14 protein-coding genes and 1 tRNA gene are annotated in these 17,066 nt (G+C 62.2%); 7 read left to right on the top strand and 8 right to left on the bottom strand.

Annotation, left to right across the window (positions count from 1 at the left end; translation table 11 throughout):
- The first annotated feature begins 3 nt into the window (after positions 1-3).
- Positions 4-1,155 carry an FAD-dependent monooxygenase gene (locus J5286_RS10725; protein ID WP_209190339.1) on the top strand — a complete coding sequence of 384 codons (1,152 nt, stop codon included), beginning with the start codon at positions 4-6 and terminating at the stop codon, positions 1,153-1,155.
- A gap of 12 nt (positions 1,156-1,167) precedes the next feature.
- Here J5286_RS10725 and J5286_RS10720 read toward each other — a convergent pair whose 3' ends face one another.
- On the bottom strand, positions 1,168-2,358 hold the full coding sequence (locus J5286_RS10720; RefSeq protein WP_209190338.1) for a cystathionine beta-lyase: 1,191 nt from the start codon (positions 2,356-2,358) through the stop codon (positions 1,168-1,170).
- Positions 2,359-2,737: 379 nt separating this feature from the next.
- On the opposite strand from J5286_RS10720, the gene J5286_RS10715 reads away from it, so the two are divergent.
- The 4 genes from J5286_RS10715 to J5286_RS10700 all read left to right on the top strand — a co-directional run bounded on the left by J5286_RS10715 (position 2,738) and on the right by J5286_RS10700 (position 7,016).
- Positions 2,738-3,763 carry an amino acid ABC transporter substrate-binding protein gene (locus J5286_RS10715; protein ID WP_111561393.1) on the top strand — a complete coding sequence of 342 codons (1,026 nt, stop codon included), beginning with the start codon at positions 2,738-2,740 and terminating at the stop codon, positions 3,761-3,763.
- 97 nt (positions 3,764-3,860) lie between these two features.
- Positions 3,861-5,066 (top strand): amino acid ABC transporter permease, encoded by a 1,206-nt coding sequence (locus tag J5286_RS10710; RefSeq protein WP_209190337.1) that lies wholly within the window; start codon positions 3,861-3,863, stop codon positions 5,064-5,066.
- A 4-nt stretch (positions 5,067-5,070) separates the two neighbouring features.
- Positions 5,071-6,225, top strand: a complete 1,155-nt coding sequence (locus J5286_RS10705) for an amino acid ABC transporter permease (RefSeq protein ID WP_111561391.1) — start codon at positions 5,071-5,073, stop codon at positions 6,223-6,225.
- Between the two features lie 17 nt (positions 6,226-6,242).
- Positions 6,243-7,016 carry an amino acid ABC transporter ATP-binding protein gene (locus J5286_RS10700; protein WP_018900031.1) on the top strand — a complete coding sequence of 258 codons (774 nt, stop codon included), beginning with the start codon at positions 6,243-6,245 and terminating at the stop codon, positions 7,014-7,016.
- A 392-nt stretch (positions 7,017-7,408) separates the two neighbouring features.
- Here J5286_RS10700 and J5286_RS10695 read toward each other — a convergent pair whose 3' ends face one another.
- On the bottom strand, positions 7,409-7,843 hold the full coding sequence (locus tag J5286_RS10695; RefSeq protein ID WP_112433923.1) for a hypothetical protein: 435 nt from the start codon (positions 7,841-7,843) through the stop codon (positions 7,409-7,411).
- 215 nt (positions 7,844-8,058) lie between these two features.
- Between J5286_RS10695 and J5286_RS10690 the strand changes: the two genes are divergently transcribed.
- Together J5286_RS10690 and J5286_RS10685 are read left to right on the top strand one after the other, a co-directional pair.
- Positions 8,059-9,120 (top strand): class I SAM-dependent methyltransferase, encoded by a 1,062-nt coding sequence (locus J5286_RS10690; protein ID WP_209190336.1) that lies wholly within the window; start codon positions 8,059-8,061, stop codon positions 9,118-9,120.
- A 169-nt stretch (positions 9,121-9,289) separates the two neighbouring features.
- A tRNA-Glu gene (locus J5286_RS10685) sits at positions 9,290-9,364 on the top strand.
- A 265-nt stretch (positions 9,365-9,629) separates the two neighbouring features.
- Here J5286_RS10685 and J5286_RS10680 read toward each other — a convergent pair.
- The 6 genes from J5286_RS10680 to J5286_RS10655 all read right to left on the bottom strand — a co-directional run bounded on the left by J5286_RS10680 (position 9,630) and on the right by J5286_RS10655 (position 16,988).
- Positions 9,630-10,175, bottom strand: coding sequence for a hypothetical protein (locus J5286_RS10680; protein ID WP_209190335.1), 546 nt, complete (start codon positions 10,173-10,175; stop codon positions 9,630-9,632).
- Between the two features lie 18 nt (positions 10,176-10,193).
- Positions 10,194-11,882 carry an alkyl/aryl-sulfatase gene (locus J5286_RS10675; RefSeq protein WP_348529254.1) on the bottom strand — a complete coding sequence of 563 codons (1,689 nt, stop codon included), beginning with the start codon at positions 11,880-11,882 and terminating at the stop codon, positions 10,194-10,196.
- A 652-nt stretch (positions 11,883-12,534) separates the two neighbouring features.
- Positions 12,535-13,332: an aldolase gene (locus tag J5286_RS10670; RefSeq protein ID WP_209190334.1), complete on the bottom strand. Its 798-nt coding sequence runs from the start codon at positions 13,330-13,332 to the stop codon at positions 12,535-12,537.
- Positions 13,333-13,386: 54 nt separating this feature from the next.
- Positions 13,387-14,541, bottom strand: coding sequence for a M20 aminoacylase family protein (locus tag J5286_RS10665; protein ID WP_209190333.1), 1,155 nt, complete (start codon positions 14,539-14,541; stop codon positions 13,387-13,389).
- Between the two features lie 15 nt (positions 14,542-14,556).
- Positions 14,557-15,786, bottom strand: coding sequence for a Zn-dependent hydrolase (locus J5286_RS10660; protein WP_209190332.1), 1,230 nt, complete (start codon positions 15,784-15,786; stop codon positions 14,557-14,559).
- Positions 15,783-16,988, bottom strand: coding sequence for a diaminopropionate ammonia-lyase (locus J5286_RS10655; RefSeq protein ID WP_209190331.1), 1,206 nt, complete (start codon positions 16,986-16,988; stop codon positions 15,783-15,785). Before J5286_RS10655 ends, J5286_RS10660 begins: the two co-directional genes overlap by 4 nt.
- Between the last annotated feature and the right edge of the window lie 78 nt (positions 16,989-17,066).

Here is a 17,066-nt window from a genome sequence, read left to right as displayed (position 1 = left end):
ACCATGTCGGTCGAACATGCCGCTATTATCGGAGCGGGCGTCGCTGGTCTGACGGCGGCGCTGGCACTCGCCAGGCATGGCATTCGCTCCGAGATCTTCGAACAGGCGCCTGAGCTGACCGAGGTGGGCGCCGGGCTGCAGATATCGCCCAATGCATCGCGCATCCTCGACAAGCTCGGTGTTCTCGACCTGTTGACGCCGATCTGGCTCGAGCCGAACAACATTCGCCTGATCTCCGGCACTACCCTACATGAGTTGGCCGCCGTGCCGTCGGGCCCCGCCGCCCGCGCTCGCTGGGAAGCACCCTACGGGGTGCTGCATCGCACCAGCCTGCAAGGCGCACTGCTTACGGCCGTCAAAGACAATCCGCTCTGCACGCTTCATCTCGGCTCGCGCATCGAAAGCGGCGACATCGCCGCGATCACCCGCGCCGGCGGCGTGATCATCGGCGCCGATGGCGTCTGGTCTAAGACGCGCGACCTTGTCGCCGACAGCCCCTCCTCGCGCTTTTCCGGCAACATCGCCTATCGCTTCACCGTATCGGCGGCGGATGCGCGGGGCATTCTCAACCGCGAGAGCGTTTCAGCCTTTCTCGGGCCATTGGCGCATCTGGTGGCCTACCCGCTGCGCGAGACCGACTGCTTCAACATGGTGGCGATCACCACTGGCCACGCAGCCGCGCGCGAGTGGCTGGCGCAGCCAACGCAGGCGCAGCGCCAACAGTTGCTCGCCCGCTTCTCGCGCTGGAACCCGGCGTTGCTGACACTATTCGAAAAATCCGGTGAGATGACCTTCTGGCCGCTTTACGAGGCGACGCGCGGCAAGTGGCAGAACGACCGCGATACGGTGCTGATCGGTGATGCGGCGCATGCGATGATGCCGTTTGCCGCACAAGGCGCCGCGATGGCGATCGAAGACGCCTACGAGCTGGCGTCGTTCCTGGCCAAGCGCCCTGTTTCCGAAGCGCTGCCGCTCTTCGAAGCCCATCGCGTGCCGCGCGTGAACAGGCTGCGCCAACGCGGCGCGTTCAACCAGTTCGTCTATCACGCCCGCGGTCCATTCCGGATCGGGCGTGATATCGTTCTCTCGCTGAAGCCGCCGCAAAGTCTCGCGGCGGATCTTGACTGGATCTACGCTTATCGCGCGATGGACTGACAGCGCCGCTGATCAGGCCGTCTTGGCGGCAGCGAAGCCGCGCTCGATATCGAGCTTGATATCGGCGACGTCCTCCAGACCGATCTGCAGGCGGATCACCGGACCCTCGGTCGGCGCCCTGGTGACGCGGCGGTCGTTCAGGTTGACGTGGACCGCCAGGCTCTCGAAGCCACCCCAGGACCAGCCGAGACCGAAGATCCTCAGCGCATCGAGGAAGGCATGCGCCTTCGGTTTGAAGGCGGCCGGGCCATCTGCCTTCAGCACGAAGGAGAAGATGCCGCTGGCGCCCTTGAAGTCACGCTTCCAGAGATCGTGGCCCGGGAAGCTCGGCAGCGCCGGATGCAGCACGGCGGCCACGTCTTCGTGGCCTTCCAGCCATTTGGCAATGGTGAGCGCGCTTTCGTAGTGACGCTCGAGGCGCACGCCCATGGTGCGCAGGCCACGCAGGATCTGGTAGGCATCGTCAGGAGCGCCGCAGATGCCGAGCGTGATGTTGGCCTCGTGCAGCTGCTCCCAATGCTTGGCATTGGCCGACACCGTGCCCATCAGAATATCGGAATGGCCCGACGGATATTTCGTCGCCGCATGGATCGAGATGTCGACGCCGTAATCGAGCGGGCGGAAATAGACAGGTGTCGCCCAGGTATTGTCCATCGTCACCACCGCGCCATGCTTGTGGGCGATCGCGGCAATGGCCGGGATATCCTGCATCTCGAAGGTGTTGGACCCCGGCGCCTCGGTGTGCACCAGCTTCGTGTTCGGCTTGATCAGCGTTTCGATGCCGACGCCGATCGCCGGATCGTAATATTCGACGGAAACGCCGAGGCGCTTCAGCATCGCGTCGCAGAAGTGGCGGGTCGGGCCATAGACCGAATCGACCACCAGCGCATGATCGCCCGACGACAAGAAAGCCAGGAACGGCACGGTGACGGCGGCGAGACCCGACGGAACCAGGATCGTTCCGGCCGATCCCTCAAGCGCGTCTATCGCTTCGCAAAGAGCATCGGTGGTCGGCGTTCCGCGTGTTCCGTAGGTGTATTTCTGCGCCCGCTGATCCATCGCCTTGGCGTTCGGAAACAGCACCGTGGACGCGTGCACGACGGGCGGATTGACGAAGCCATGATAGTCGGAAGGGTCATTGCCGATATGCGAAAGGCGGGTATTGATGCCGGCGTTTTGAAGCAGGCCGTCTCTATCTGTCATGTCTAATTAAGCCTTTGGAATGAACGCACTTTGCCGAAGTCTTGGACCTCTCCCGAGGCGTGGTCAACCCCGCTCACGTAACGTAAAGTCGACCAAGAGAACCGGACGGTACGGCAATTATCCAGATATATCAGTAAGTTTACGCGATTTTTTTCGCCAAACACTGCCTTTTGGGTAATCAATTGCTCATTTTGTGAGCCGCGCTTAGCAAATTGCCGAAATATCACGCAATCTTGTGGCGCGAGACTTGACCGTGGTGACATTTCCGACTGTGATAGACCAACTCGCGCCGGGAGGGTGTCGGGTCTTTTGGGGGGTCTGCATGCTTCTGCCGGCGCTCCCACAATAAACAAAAGATAACGGAAAAAGGTTGGGAAAAATGAAGATTAAGCTTCTGTCGGTCGCCATTGGCGCAGCAGTCTTCGCACTTGGCGCTTCGGCAGCTTCGGCGACGACGCTCGGGGACGTAAAAGCAAAAGGGTTCGTTCAGTGCGGCGTCAACACCGGTCTGACCGGTTTCGCGGCACCTGACGCTTCCGGCAACTGGGCCGGTTTCGACGTCGATTTCTGCAAGGCCGTTGCATCCGCCGTCTTCGGCGATCCGACCAAGGTGAAGTACACGCCGACCAACGCCAAGGAGCGCTTCACGGCGCTGCAGTCCGGCGAAATCGACGTCCTGTCGCGTAACACGACGTGGACCATCAACCGCGACACCGCTCTCGGCTTCAACTTCCGCCCGGTCACCTATTATGATGGCCAGGGCTTCATGGTTCGCAAGAGCCTGAACGTGAAGTCGGCTCTCGAGCTTTCGGGCGCGGCCATCTGCGTACAGTCCGGCACCACGACCGAGCTCAACCTCGCCGACTACTTCAAGGCCAACAACCTGCAGTACAATCCGGTGGTTTTCGAAAAGCTCGAGGAAGTCAACGCAGCCTATGATTCGGGCCGTTGCGACGTCTACACCACCGACCAGTCCGGCCTCTACTCGCTGCGTCTGACGCTGAAGAACCCCGACGAGCACATGATCCTGCCTGAGATCATCTCCAAGGAGCCGCTCGGCCCGGCCGTTCGCCAGGGCGACGACCAGTGGTTCGACATCGTTTCCTGGACGGCTTACGCGCTGATCAATGCTGAAGAGTTCGGCATCACCCAGGCCAACGTCGACGAGATGAAGAACTCGCCGAACCCAGACATCAAGCGCTTCCTCGGCTCCGAGGCTGACACCAAGATCGGCACCGATCTCGGTCTCACCAACGACTGGGCTGCAAACGTCATCAAGGGCGTCGGCAACTACGGCGAAATCTTCGAGCGCAACATCGGCCAGGGCAGCCCGCTGAAGATCGCTCGCGGCCTGAACGCGCTGTGGAACAAGGGCGGCATCCAGTACGCACCTCCGGTCCGCTAATCGGCCCCTTATGAAAGCCCGGAAAGGCGGCCAAGCCGCCTTTCCGTCTTCCAAAAAAGAAAAGCCCTAAAAGGGGCACACAGGGGAAAGGCTCGGCATGGCGCAGCAAGAGGCGGCTCACACCACACCCATATCCGAAAACGGCTGGAACTACCGGTCCGTACTCAACGACCCGAAATATCGGGGCATCTTCTTCCAGGTTCTCACCGTCGTCGCACTCGTCGGCCTCGTCTGGTGGATCGCGCACAACACCGCGGCCAACCTCGCACGCAGCAACACGGCCTCGGGCTTCGGCTTCCTGCGCGGCCGCGCCGGCTTCGAAATCGGCCAGTCGCTGATCTCCTACACCAGCGATTCGACCTACGGACGCGCGCTTGTCGTCGGCATCCTCAACACCATGCTGGTGGCAATCACCGGCATCATCACGGCGACCATCATCGGCTTCATCGTCGGCATCGGGCGCCTGTCGCACAACTGGCTGATCGCCAAGCTGTGCCAGATCTATGTCGAGGTGTTCCGCAATATCCCGCCGCTGCTCGTCATCTTCTTCTGGTATTCCGGCGTCCTCGCCGTTCTGCCGCAGCCGCGTGAATCACTGCATCTGCCGTTCAGCATGTTCCTCAACAATCGCGGCCTGGCCTTCCCTCGCCCGATCTTCGAGAGCGGCATGCTCGCGGTGCTGGCTGCCTTCGTGATCGCGATCATCGCCGTCATCTTCATGGCGCGCTGGGCGCACAAGCGGCAGGCGGCCACCGGCAAGCCGTTCCACACCATCTGGGTGTCGATCGGGCTCATCGTCGGCCTGCCCGTCGTGGCCTTCCTGGCATCGGGACTGCCGATGTCCTTCGACATTCCCGTTGCCGGCAAGTTCAACCTCACCGGCGGCTCGGTCGTCGGGCCTGAGTTCATGTCGCTGTTCCTGGCGCTGTCCTTCTACACCGCATCCTTCATCGCGGAGATCGTTCGCGGCGGTATCCGGGGCGTGCCGAAGGGCCAGTCGGAAGCGGCCGGCGCGCTTGGTCTGCATCCCTCCAGCGTCACGCGCCTCGTCGTCGTGCCGCAGGCCATGCGCATCATCATTCCGCCGCTGACGAGCCAGTATCTGAACCTCACCAAGAACTCGTCGCTGGCCATCGCCATCGGCTTCTCGGACCTCGTCGCGGTCGGCGGCACCATCATGAACCAGAGCGGTCAGGCGATCGAGATTGTCTGCATCTGGGGTATCATCTACCTTGGACTGAGCATCCTCACCTCGCTGTTCATGAACTGGTTCAACGCCAAGATGGCCCTGGTGGAGAGATAATACGATGTCCGTATCCAAGAACTCTTTCGTCAGAACCACCATGCTGTCGCCAGAACCCGCTCCGGCGGGAGAAAAGGGCGTCACCGCCTGGGTCCGCAAGAACCTTCTGGCGACGCCGAAAGACGTCGTGCTGACGGTGCTTGCGCTGGCGCTCATCCTCTGGGCGGTGCCGCACATCGTCAACTGGCTGTTCATTCAGGCCGTCTGGTCCGGTCCCGACCGCACCTTCTGCGCAACGACCGTGCAGGGCGGCGTTCAGCCCGAGGGCTGGAGCGGCGCCTGCTGGGCCTTCGTGCAGGCCAAGTACGACCAGTTCATCTTCGGCCGCTATCCGATCAGCGACCGCTGGCGCCCGACCATCGTCGGCATCCTGTTCGTGGCACTGCTGGTGCCGATGCTGATCCCGTCAGTGCCGCGCAAGGGCTTGAACGCCATCCTGCTGTTCCTCGTGCTGCCGGTCGTGTCCTTCTGGCTGCTTTACGGCGGCTTCGGTCTTGAGGTCGTCGAAACGTCGCTCTGGGGCGGCCTGATGGTGACGCTGATCCTGTCCTTCGTCAGCATCGCGGTCTCCTTCCCCTGCGGCATCCTGCTCGCGCTCGGGCGGCGATCGAAGATGCCGGTCATCCGCATGGTCTGCGTGGCCTTCATCGAAATCGTCCGCGGCGTGCCGCTGATCACCGTCCTCTTCATGGCAAGCGTCATGCTGCCGCTGTTCCTGCCGACCGGCTGGACCATCGACAAGCTGCTGCGCGCGCTGATCGGGGTGTCGATCTTCACCTCGGCCTATATGGCCGAAGTCATCCGCGGCGGTCTGCAGGCCATTCCGAAGGGTCAGTTCGAGGGTGCGGATTCGCTCGGCCTCGGCTATTGGCAAAAGACCCGGCTGGTGATCATGCCGCAGGCGATCAAGCTGGTTATCCCCAGCATCGTCAACACCTTCATCGGCACGTTCAAGGATACGTCGCTGGTGTCGATCATCGGCATGTTCGACCTGTTGAACATCGTGCGCCTGAACTTCTCGGACGCCAACTGGGCAAGTGCCGTGACGCCTTTGACCGGCCTGATCTTCGCGGGCTTCGTTTTCTGGCTTTTCTGCTTCGGCATGTCACGCTATTCAAACTTCATGGAACGCCACCTCGACACTGGCCACAAACGATAAGAGCAAGGGGAAAAATCATGGCTGAAGCCCAACCCAAAAAGATGACCGTGTCGGCAACCGATGTTGCCATCGAGATCATCGGCATGAACAAGTGGTACGGTGATTTCCACGTGCTGCGCGACATCAACCTGAAGGTCATGCGCGGCGAGCGCATCGTCATCGCCGGCCCTTCGGGTTCCGGCAAGTCGACGATGATCCGTTGTATCAACCGCCTGGAAGAACACCAGAAGGGCCAGATCATCGTCGATGGCACGGAACTGACCAACGACCTGAAGAAGATCGACGAAGTGCGCCGCGAAGTCGGCATGGTCTTCCAGCACTTCAACCTCTTCCCGCACCTGACGATCCTGGAAAACTGCACGCTGGCGCCGATCTGGGTGCGCAAGATGCCGAAGAAGCAGGCCGAAGAAATCGCCATGCACTTCCTCAAGCGCGTCAAGATCCCCGAGCAGGCCAACAAGTATCCGGGCCAGCTCTCCGGTGGTCAGCAGCAGCGCGTGGCAATCGCCCGCTCGCTGTGCATGAACCCGAAGATCATGCTGTTCGACGAGCCGACCTCGGCACTCGACCCTGAAATGATCAAGGAAGTGCTAGACACCATGGTCGGTCTCGCCGAAGAAGGTATGACGATGCTGTGCGTGACCCACGAAATGGGCTTCGCCCGCCAGGTCGCCAACCGCGTCATCTTCATGGACCAGGGCCAGATCGTCGAACAGAACTCGCCCGCCGAGTTCTTCGACAACCCGCAGCACGAGCGCACCAAGCTCTTCCTCAGCCAGATCCTGCACTAGGACTGCGACAGGACCGCTCAATGAAAACCCGCCGGGCGAAAGCCGCGGCGGGTTTTTCTATGCCCGGTGGGAACCTGGGAACGAAGGCGCCTCCTCACTCTCGGCGTCATCCTCGGCCAACGTGCCGAGGATCTAAGCACGCCGCCGGGAATGCAACGGCGCTACTCAAACCGAGCGAACGAAGCAAAGGCGATGAATGAGGCCGCCGGGTGCCAAGTGTCCATTCCCGTCGAGCAAATGGAGAGACCGGCAGATGCTCGGCACAAGACCGAGCATGACGGCCGAGAGGGGGCTAGCGCCGGAAAGCCGTTGCAACGAAGCCCTTCCCGCCTCGCCGTAGCAGCCAGGCGGGACGGCGGATGCCGTCCCGGGGACGTTCGGCTAATCCGAAATCAGCCCTTCAGCTTGGCATTGCAGAGGCTGTAGAAGCCGCCGCCCTTCTGGATCCACTTCAGGCCGTTCAGCGTGTTGGCGTCCTTGTTGGTGTGGTAGGAATCGACGCAGGTGTGCATGCGGCCCTTGCCGGGGGTTTCCTTGGCGTATTTGGGAGAAATCGCCGTTGGGAAGGTCACGCCCTTGGGAGCGTCCATCGTCGGCTTCTCGGGCTCTGCGCCGGTCGCCATCGTAACGTCAGGTTCGGCGGTCGCATCCGGGCCGCACTGCGCCTTGCGGAAGTCGTTCCACTTGATGTCCTTGGCGGAACCATCCGCCTGCGCCGACTTGTACTTGGCGCTGCACTCTTTCATCGAGAGCGCCGAGGACGGTGTGGCGAAGGCGAGCGCGCCGAGCAGGGAAACAGAGGCAAGAATTGTCAGATGCTTGATCATGGTCATTCCTCCAAAGCCTTATATGCAGGCTAAGCCACTCTTATCCCGGCGCATTTTGTTGTCAACGCGGCTTTTTCGATGGTTGCGCGAATATTGCGTGACACCCGGAATGCCGCATGGCCGGGCGCCCTCGTCCCGCGTCATCCTTTCACGCGGCCGTGAGCGGGTGTATAGTCGCGCCGCTGGTTCTTCCCTGCATTTTTATGGAGGATGACATGCGCCAACCCGACATGCAAAAAGTGGATGCCCTCGTCGGCCGGCTGGTCGGCGATATCGGCGCCGCCGTATCCGGCTCCCTGGTGGTGCTCGGCGACGACGTCGGACTGTTCAAGGCGATGAGCGACGGCGAGCCCGTAACCGCGGCCGAGCTGTCGAAAAAGACGGCGGTCAAGGAACGCTATCTGCGCGAATGGCTGTCGGCGCTCGCCGCCGCCGATTACCTCACCTATGACGAAAAGACCGACCGCTTCCGGCTGACACCGGAGCAGGCGCTCGTCTTCGCCGACGAGGACAGCCCCGCCTTCTTCACCGGCGCGTTCCAGCTGGTGCAGGCGATGTGGACGGACGAGCCGAAGGTGGCCGATGCCTTCCGCACCGGCAAGGGGCTGGGATGGCACGAGCACAGCAACTGCCTGTTTCGCGGCACCGAACGCTTCTTCCGGACCGGCTACAACAACAGCCTTGTCACCGAGTGGATACCTGCGCTCGATGGCGTCGAGGACAAGCTGAAGGCGGGCGCCAAGGTGGCTGATGTCGGCTGTGGCCATGGCAGCTCGACCATCCTGATGGCGCAGGCCTATCCCGCCTCTCGCTTCGTCGGCTACGACTATCACATGCCGTCGATCGAACGCGCCCGGATGGCGGCCAAGGAGGCCGGCGTTTCCGACCGCGTCAGCTTCGAGCAGGCGTCAGCCGCAAGCTTCCCGGCCGGCCGCTACGATCTCGTCGCCATGTTCGATTGCCTGCACGACATGGGCGATCCCGTCGGCGCGGGAAAGCATGTGAAGGAAACGCTTGCGCCCGGCGGTACCTGGATGATCGTCGAGCCCTTCGCGCATGATCACCTCAAGGACAATCTCAACCCTGTCGGCCGCGTCTATTACGGCGCCTCGACGATGATCTGCACGCCAGCCTCCATGTCGCAGGAGGTCGGACTGGCGCTCGGCGCGCAGGCCGGCGAAACGAGATTGCGCAAGGTGGCGCTCGACGCCGGTTTCAAGCATTTCCACCGCGCCACCGAAACGCCGTTCAACATGGTGTTCGAAGTCCGCGCTTGAAAAGAGGCCGCACTCCACGGCCCCAACAGGATCGACGCATCGCCAAACGCTGAAAATAGCCATTAACTATCAAACGGATAGGGAAAAGATCAGCGCATCGCCATTTTTATGCGTTTTGCCGCTTGCGGGAATCCAAGTGCCTGATTATAAGGGCGCCACCACGAAGGAAGCGCCCTTCGTCTATCGGTTAGGACACCAGATTTTCATTCTGGGAAGAGGGGTTCGACTCCCCTAGGGCGTGCCATCGTTTTTTCTTTACAATCAGAGACTTAATGATCTTCTTCGGGCTAAGCCGGGGCAGCCTAAATTTTCCTTAGATAATGGTGCATTTCAATGGGGTCTAAAGTCGGCTCTTCGAAATGACGGAACTCCGGTTCCAAAGGTGCCGGTGTTTACGTGCAGCTACCGAGGATTTCTGGTGATATTACATCTCCATGAACGGAAGCGGGTGAACAACGCTTCGCAGCGGCTGTCCTCGGATACGAACGCGATCACATCATGGAATTACCCTAAGCCACCTCCGTGCAGACGAGGGTACTAAAGGTTCCGACAGGGTAAGATGAGATGAATGCTGAACGAATTATGCTCTCGGCAGCACCCGGCGCGTCCACGATCGCAAGCCCTTTCATCATCGCTGATGTGAAAGGCAGCCGCCCGGTTGTGATCTCGGCTGCTCCAGCCTGCGACATGACGACAACGTTGTCACTGATGCCATTTTCATCAGGTTCCAATCGCGGGGCCAACGGGTTTGCTTTGACGTCAAAGCCGCCGAGCGTCGGCTGGAAGTACCCCCAAGTCCTGCTTTCGATCATCAGGACATAGAAATTAGGCAACTCCATTAGCCGCGAGGTCGATAGAACCTGTTCGAGGCGCTGCTGCATGCTGGTGAGCTGCACGACCGCGTCGTGACGCGATCGTGCCATGTCGATTTGCATCGTTGGATCCGGTTCGGGAAGGAGGCCGATGTCGATCGCCTGTCGTGTCGCGACCGCAACCGCCAATGATTGCGGATGCTCGACCGCAAACTCGATCGTCAAGGAGCAAATGGTGCACATTGCGGGCCTCCTGCCAGATCACGCCGTGACGATCGGGAACCAGAACTCGAAGTTGTCGAGCAAGCCGACGAACTCCGACAGCTTCTTGGGATCACCCGTCAGCTTGGCCTTGCCTTCAACGACCTGCTTTTCCATCGTCGATGTTCCAAGCATGACATCGTTAAGCGCCTCTCTGGTGGTTGAGATCGAGACGTCGGCGCTCGGCGCTGTCTTGTCCTTCGAGTAATGGATAGCCGAATTCTCGACCCCGACGACGTACTTCTCCTTGGTGTCGGTTAGCTCCATGTTGATCTCGATCGACTTGCCCGCGGCGCGGTCGCCGTTGAGACGCACGCCGAGGAAGTCGAAGAACATATCGATCGGCATTGCCTTGATGGTGTCCGGGCTCGCCGTGTTCGGAACCGGAAGTTCAGTCACGCCCTGACGGAGTTCACTCGCGCCCGTCAGGTAGAAGTTGCGCCACGGTCCGGATTCCGCCTGATACCCCAATTGCTCGTAGGTATCGGCCAGAAGCTGCTTGGCAGCGATATTGTTGCCATCGGCAAACACGACGTGATTCACGACTTCGGCAACCCAGCGATAATCGCCCTGTTCGAACGAAACCTGGGCCTGCCGCAGGACGTTGTCGGCACCGCCCATGAAATCCACGTAGCGCTTGCCGGCTTCCGTCGGCGGAAGCTGATGCAGCGTGGCCGGTACACCGTCGAAGAAGCCGAGGCGAAGGTTATATTGGGCTACCGCGTCGTGATAGACCGTGCCGTAGTAGCTGCGGCACGCCCATGTCGTCGCCAAAGCCTGAGGGAGCCGGATAACTTCGCCGATTTCCTTGGGCGTCATGCCGCTATTGGCCATGCGCATGACCTGGTCATGGATGAAGCGGAACATGTCGCGCTGGCTCTTGAGGTGGGCGATGACGCGGTCGTTGCCCCATGTCGGCCAATGGTGAGAGGTGAAGAGGACCTCGGTCTCGTCGCCGAACATGTCGATCGACTGCTGGAGATATTTCGACCACAGCAGGCCGTCGCGAACCTTGGCGCCACGCAGCGTATAGAGATTGTGCAGCGTGTGGCAGGCGTCCTCGGCAGCGCAGAAGGCTTTGTATCTGGGGATGTAGAACATGAATTCCGACGGCGCTTCCGACTCCGGCGCCATCAGCACCTGCAGTTCGACGCCGTCGATGGTGATCTTCTGGCCGGTCTCGGTTGCCCAATCGGTCGGCAGCGCCAGGCCGATTTCGCCGGTTGAGGTCGTCTTACCGAGGCCGCCATCGACCTGGCCCTGTGGACCACGCGGCAGAAGATTGCCGTACATGTAGCTGGCACGGCGGCTCATCGCGTTTCCGGCGATGATGTTTTCGCCGACCGCAGCCTTGGTGAATTCCTCAGGCGCAAGGATCTTGACCTTGCCGGCATCGATATCCGCCTGATTGACGAGACCGCGAACACCGCCATAGTGGTCGACGTGGCTGTGGGTGTAGATGACAGCGACGATCGGCTTGTCGCCGAGCTTCGGGATGACGAGTTCCTTCCAGACGGCCCTCGCCGTTTCGGAGCTGACCAGCGGATCGATAACGATATAGCCTGTGTCGGTACGGATAATGCTCATCACCGAAAGGTCGTAGCCACGGGCCTGATAGATACCATCTACCACTTCGAAAAGACCATGAACCATGTTGAGCTTGGCCATGCGCCACAGGCTGGGGTTCACCGTATCGGGTGCGTCGTCTGCCTCGGAGTTGCCAAGGAAGTTATAGACGCTGAGGTCCCAGACGGGCGTGCCTTCAGCGTTCTTGATGATTGCCGGATCGGGCAGTGCCGCCAGCAGGCCGCGATGCGCATCCTTCGATAAAGCGCGTTGTATTCAAGAGTCGCTTTGGTGGCTGGCTTCGCTGCGACGCCGCTCTTGGGAATGGGAGGCGCGTCTTGCGAGCGTGCCTGGGTGGATTGGCCGACAAGAGTAACGGCCAAACCAGCCGATGCCATGCCACGAAGGAAATCCGATCTGCTGATGCCATTGCCGTCTGAGGAGGTCATTTCGCTTCTCCGATAGGTTCCAACACTTCCGCATGGAAGCAGGGCCTCTACCGACGCAAATTGGAAGTACGTAACGGTAAATCTGCACGTTAAATCTAGGCTTCAGAGCCTGAACGGCAGCGTTAGCGACAGGACTAGCTCAATACCAATCTTTTCCGTTCAGATCAGTCACCTGCCGGTGATACCAGTTATCGTGCTGGGTCGAACCGGGCGCCTCCTTCAGAACCTTGAGTGGCCCTGAACCGAATTATGCCGGTGCCATCACGGCTAGGCATCGCCGTCTCGCACCGGACGCGCCCCCTGCGGACGCGCGCGCTCTCCCACCCTCAATCGCGATATTGCGGCTCCTCTGCGTCGAGCATGCGCTTGATCGCCTCCAGATGCAGCCGTGCGGATTCCGGGTCGCCCTCGCGCATCTGGCGGTAGGCGGCTTCGGCGATATCGGGGGCGACGGGCAGGACCTGGCGGCCGGTGGAGAGCGCCAGCGTCTGCACCTGGCAGGCGCGCTCGAGATAATAAAGATCGTCCCAGGCTTCGGCGATGTTCGGCGCCAGCACCATGACGCCGTGATGCTTCATGAAGACGATGTCGGCGTCGCCGATCGCATTGGCGATGCGGTCGCCCTCTCGCTCGTCCAGCGCCAGGCCGTTGTAGTCGCGGTCATAGGCGGTGCGGCCGTAGAATTTCAGCGCCGTCTGGCCGGCGAAGATCAGCGGCTCGCCCTCGGTCATCGACAGCGCCGTCGCATAGGGCATGTGGGTGTGGAAGGCGACGCGGGCACGCGGAACGCGGGCGTGGATGCGGGCATGAATATAGAAGGCGGTCGCCTCCGGCTCGCCCTCGCCCGAGACGACGTTGCCGTGAAAATCGCAGATCAGAAGCTTCGAGGCTGTCAACTCCCGGAAGGCATAGCCATAGGGATTGACGATGAAGAGGTCGTCATAGCCGGGCACCAGCGCCGAGAAATGATTGCAGATCCCCTCCTCGAGCCCATGGCGCGCCGCCATGCGAAAGCAGGCTGCCAGATCGGCGCGGGCCTGCCAGACCTCCTCGGTGTCGAGGTCCGGCTGGTTGGCGCCGGAAACGCCGGTTGCCGCGGAGGACTTGTTCAGGGAATGCGCCATGTCGATGCTCCATTGCGATTGAATGTAAGGCACTAGAAATATGCGGGCGGAAACTCAGGCAATCGGCAGGCGTCGCCTGATGATCGCGGCATGGTAGCGTGCTCCCGGCAGAAGGCCAGCGTCGTTGAAATCGAAATCGGGATTGTGCAGCGGTGCGGAGCTCTCACCATTGCCCATGAAGACGAAGCAGCCGGGCACGTGTTCGAGGAAGCGCGCGAAATCCTCGGACGCGGTCATCGGTTCGGCGGCAACCTTGACTTGGTCAGCCTGCAGGACAGTGCGGGCGGCGGCCATCGCCTCCTCCACCAAGGTGGCGTCGTTGATGAGCGGCACGAATTCGCGGGTGTAGCGGGTTTCGGCCGTCACGTTGTAGGCCATCGCGGTACCCTCGGCGATGACGCGCATCTGCCGTTCGATCTCGGCGCTCACCTCCGGGCGGAAGCTGCGGGCGTCGCCGAGAATGCGGGCAAGCCCCGGCAGCGCGTTGCGGGTGCCGTCGGTGATGAGTTCGGTGACGGAGACCACGGCGATATCGGCCGGGCTCAGCCGGCGCGAGACGATGGTCTGCAGGTTGGTCACCAGCGCGCAGGCGGCGACCAACACCTCGTTGCCGGATTGCGGCCGGGCAGCGTGGCCGCCCAGCCCGGTGAGCACGATCTCGAAATTATCCTCCGCCGACATGACCGGCCCTGCCCTGGTCTCGAAATGCCCGATCGGCAGGCCCGGCATGTTGTGCAGGCCGTAGATCTCGTCGAAGGGGAAGCGCTGCATCAGCCCGTCGTCGAGCATGGCGAGCGCGCCCTTGCCCCATTCCTCCGCCGGCTGGAACAGGAAGCGCACGGTGCCGTCGAAACCTCCCTCCTCGGCCAATAGCTTGGCGGCGCCGAGCAGCATGGCCGTGTGCCCGTCATGGCCGCAGGCGTGCATCGTGCCCGGCGCTTGCGAGCGGTAGTCCGCTTGTCCCCGCTCGGTGATACGCAGTGCGTCCATATCGGCGCGCAGCGCGATCGCGCGATTACCGGTGCCGCGCTTGAGCGTGCCGACAACGCCGGTGCCGCCGATCCCTTCCGCGACCTCGAGGCCGAACGAACGCAGCTTGTCCGCCACGAAAGCCGCGGTCCTAGTCTCCTCGAAGCCGAATTCCGGATGCGCGTGCAGATCGCGCCGCCATGCGGTCATCTCGTCGTTCAGCGCTTTCAGGTCGGTCATTCCATCGTCTCCCGATCATGCAGAGAGGTCGCGGACGACATCAAGCAGGATGTCGGCGCCGGCGACAAGGTCATCGGCATCGGTATGCTCTTTCGGATTATGGCTGATGCCGTCGCGGCTCGGAACGAAGATCATCGCCGAGGGCGCGATGCGGGCAATCATCTGCGCGTCGTGGCCGGCACCCGATGTCATCCGGCGCGACGACAGGCCGCGTCGGTCGGCCGCCTGCTCTACCAGCGCCACGATAGCTTGGTCGAAGGTCACCGGCTGGAAACGCGCCAGCCGCTCGACGGACACGGTCACACCGTCGCGCAATGCCAGCGCATCGAGAAAGGCGGCAAGGGCCGCCTCCTCCTCGCGCAGACGCTGCTCGTCGGGGCTGCGGAGATCGACGGTGAAGCTTGCCAGCGATGGGATGACATTGATGGCGTTCGGCTCGAAGGCCATGCAGCCGATGGTGGCGACCACGGGAATGTTGGAGGTCGTGGCGCGCTGCCGCAGGAAAACCATCACCTCGGCGGCGGCCTGGCCGGCATCCGAGCGCATCGACATCGGCGTCGTGCCGGCATGGTTGGCGACACCTGATATCGTCACGCGCTGCCAGGAGATGCCCTGCAGGGTCTCGACCGCGCCGATCCGCAGCCCCTCGCGCTCCAGCACCGGGCCCTGCTCGATATGCAGCTCGACATAGGCTTTCGGCCTGAGAAAGCCCGGCTCGAGATCGCCGGCATAGCCGATGCGCGAAAGCTCCTCGCCCAGCACCGAACCGTCCGTTCCAACGCTTGCAAGCGCCGCCTCGACAGAGAACCCGCCGGCATGAACCAGCGAGCCCATCATGTCGGGCGCGTAGCGCACGCCTTCCTCGTTGGTGAAGGCCGCCACCGCGATCGGCCGCGATGGGGCAAAACCGGCTCGTTTCAGCGTTTCGATGACCTCCAGCCCGGCGATCACGCCGTAGCAGCCGTCATAGATGCCGGCGTTGATCACGGTGTCGAGATGCGAGCCAAGCAGCACCGGCGCTTTGTCGGCGATAGGCTCTTCCGTCCATATCCCGAAGATGTTGCCGATGCGGTCTATTTTGACCTCGAGCCCGGCGCCTTCCAGCCAGGAAACCAGCAGATCGCGACCTGCCCGGTCCGCATCCGATCCGGCCAGCCGCGTCAGTCGGCCTTCCTCGCGCCCGACCTCGCCCAGTTCGCGAATGCGCCCGAGCATTCGCTCGCGATCGATGGAAGCGAGGCTCACGCTGATATCTCCATACGGTGACCGACCTTACCCGGTGCGATCCCGACCAGCTCCTCGTAGCGTTGCGGGTCGGTGGCACCCTCGGTGTTGATGACGAAGACGCGCGCCGTCTCATCGAGCCGGAGCGCCGCCTTGGCCTCCGGATCGGACAGCGCGGCGATCAGCCCGGCCAGACCCGCGCCGCCGCTTTCGCCCGAAACGATGACCGGATCGCCGGCAACGGGGCGCGCCAGCCGGTTCATCACCGCGATCGCGTCGGCATCCTCCACGGTCATGAAACCATCCGCAAGCCGGCTAAGGATGCGCCAGGCGATCGGGGATGGCTCGTAGCATTCGAGCATCGCCATGACCGTCGGCTCCGAATGGGCGACGGCGACAGGCCGTCCGGCCTTGGCCGCCTCGAACATGCAGGCGGCGCGGGCCGGATCGACGACAGTGAAAACGGGCCTGTTCTCACCGAGCTCAAGCGCGAGGTGGGCGGCGACCGCCGCCGCGATGCCGCCGACGCCGCATTGCACGAAGACATGGGTCGGCACTTCTGGAAGCTGTTGCAGCGCCTCGCGCACCAGCGCCGTGTAGCCCTGCATGACAAGGCCGGGGATACGCTCGTAGCCCGGCCACGCGGTATCCGACACGATCGTCCAGCCGTTTTCGGTGGCGACGCGGGCCGCTTCCGCCACGGAGACATCATAGGTGCCCTCGACGCGGACCATCTCGGCGCCATAGCGGGCGATGGCGGCGACGCGCTCGGCGCTGACGCCCGAATGAACCGAGATGACCGAGCGGGCGCCGACCAACTGCGCGCCCTGCGCCACCGAGCGGCCATGATTTCCATCCGTGGCGCAGGCAAAAGTCATGGTGGCGGCCACGGCTCTCACGCCAGGCGTCTGCAATTCGGCCATATCGACCGCGTGCCCCAATCGCTTCGATGCCTCGTCGAGCACGAGGCGGGCGACGGCATAGGCGCCGCCGAGCGCCTTGAAGCTCCCAAGCCCAAGCCGGTGGCCCTCATCCTTGACGTGGATGGAGGCAACGCCGAGCGCGCGCGAAAGGTCCGGCAGAGCGTGCAGCGGCGTCGGCTTATGGCCGTCGCGGTGGCTGAGATAGTTTTGCGCATGGGCAGCGCCCTCGGGGCCGAGCATGTCGGCATCGGTTGCAGATAGCGGCTTGCCGAAATCGATGTGCGTGTTCTTCAAAAACATGTCGATCCTTCCTGTCCATAAAGATATATTGCAGGAAGCGCGAAAAAGGCGCTGCAAAACGGCCCCTGTTTTGCAAGT

Origin of the sequence: Rhizobium sp. 16-488-2b (assembly GCF_017741815.1) — a bacterium.
GTDB lineage: Bacteria > Pseudomonadota > Alphaproteobacteria > Rhizobiales > Rhizobiaceae > Rhizobium.
This window is presented reverse-complemented; position numbering and strand designations above follow the sequence as displayed.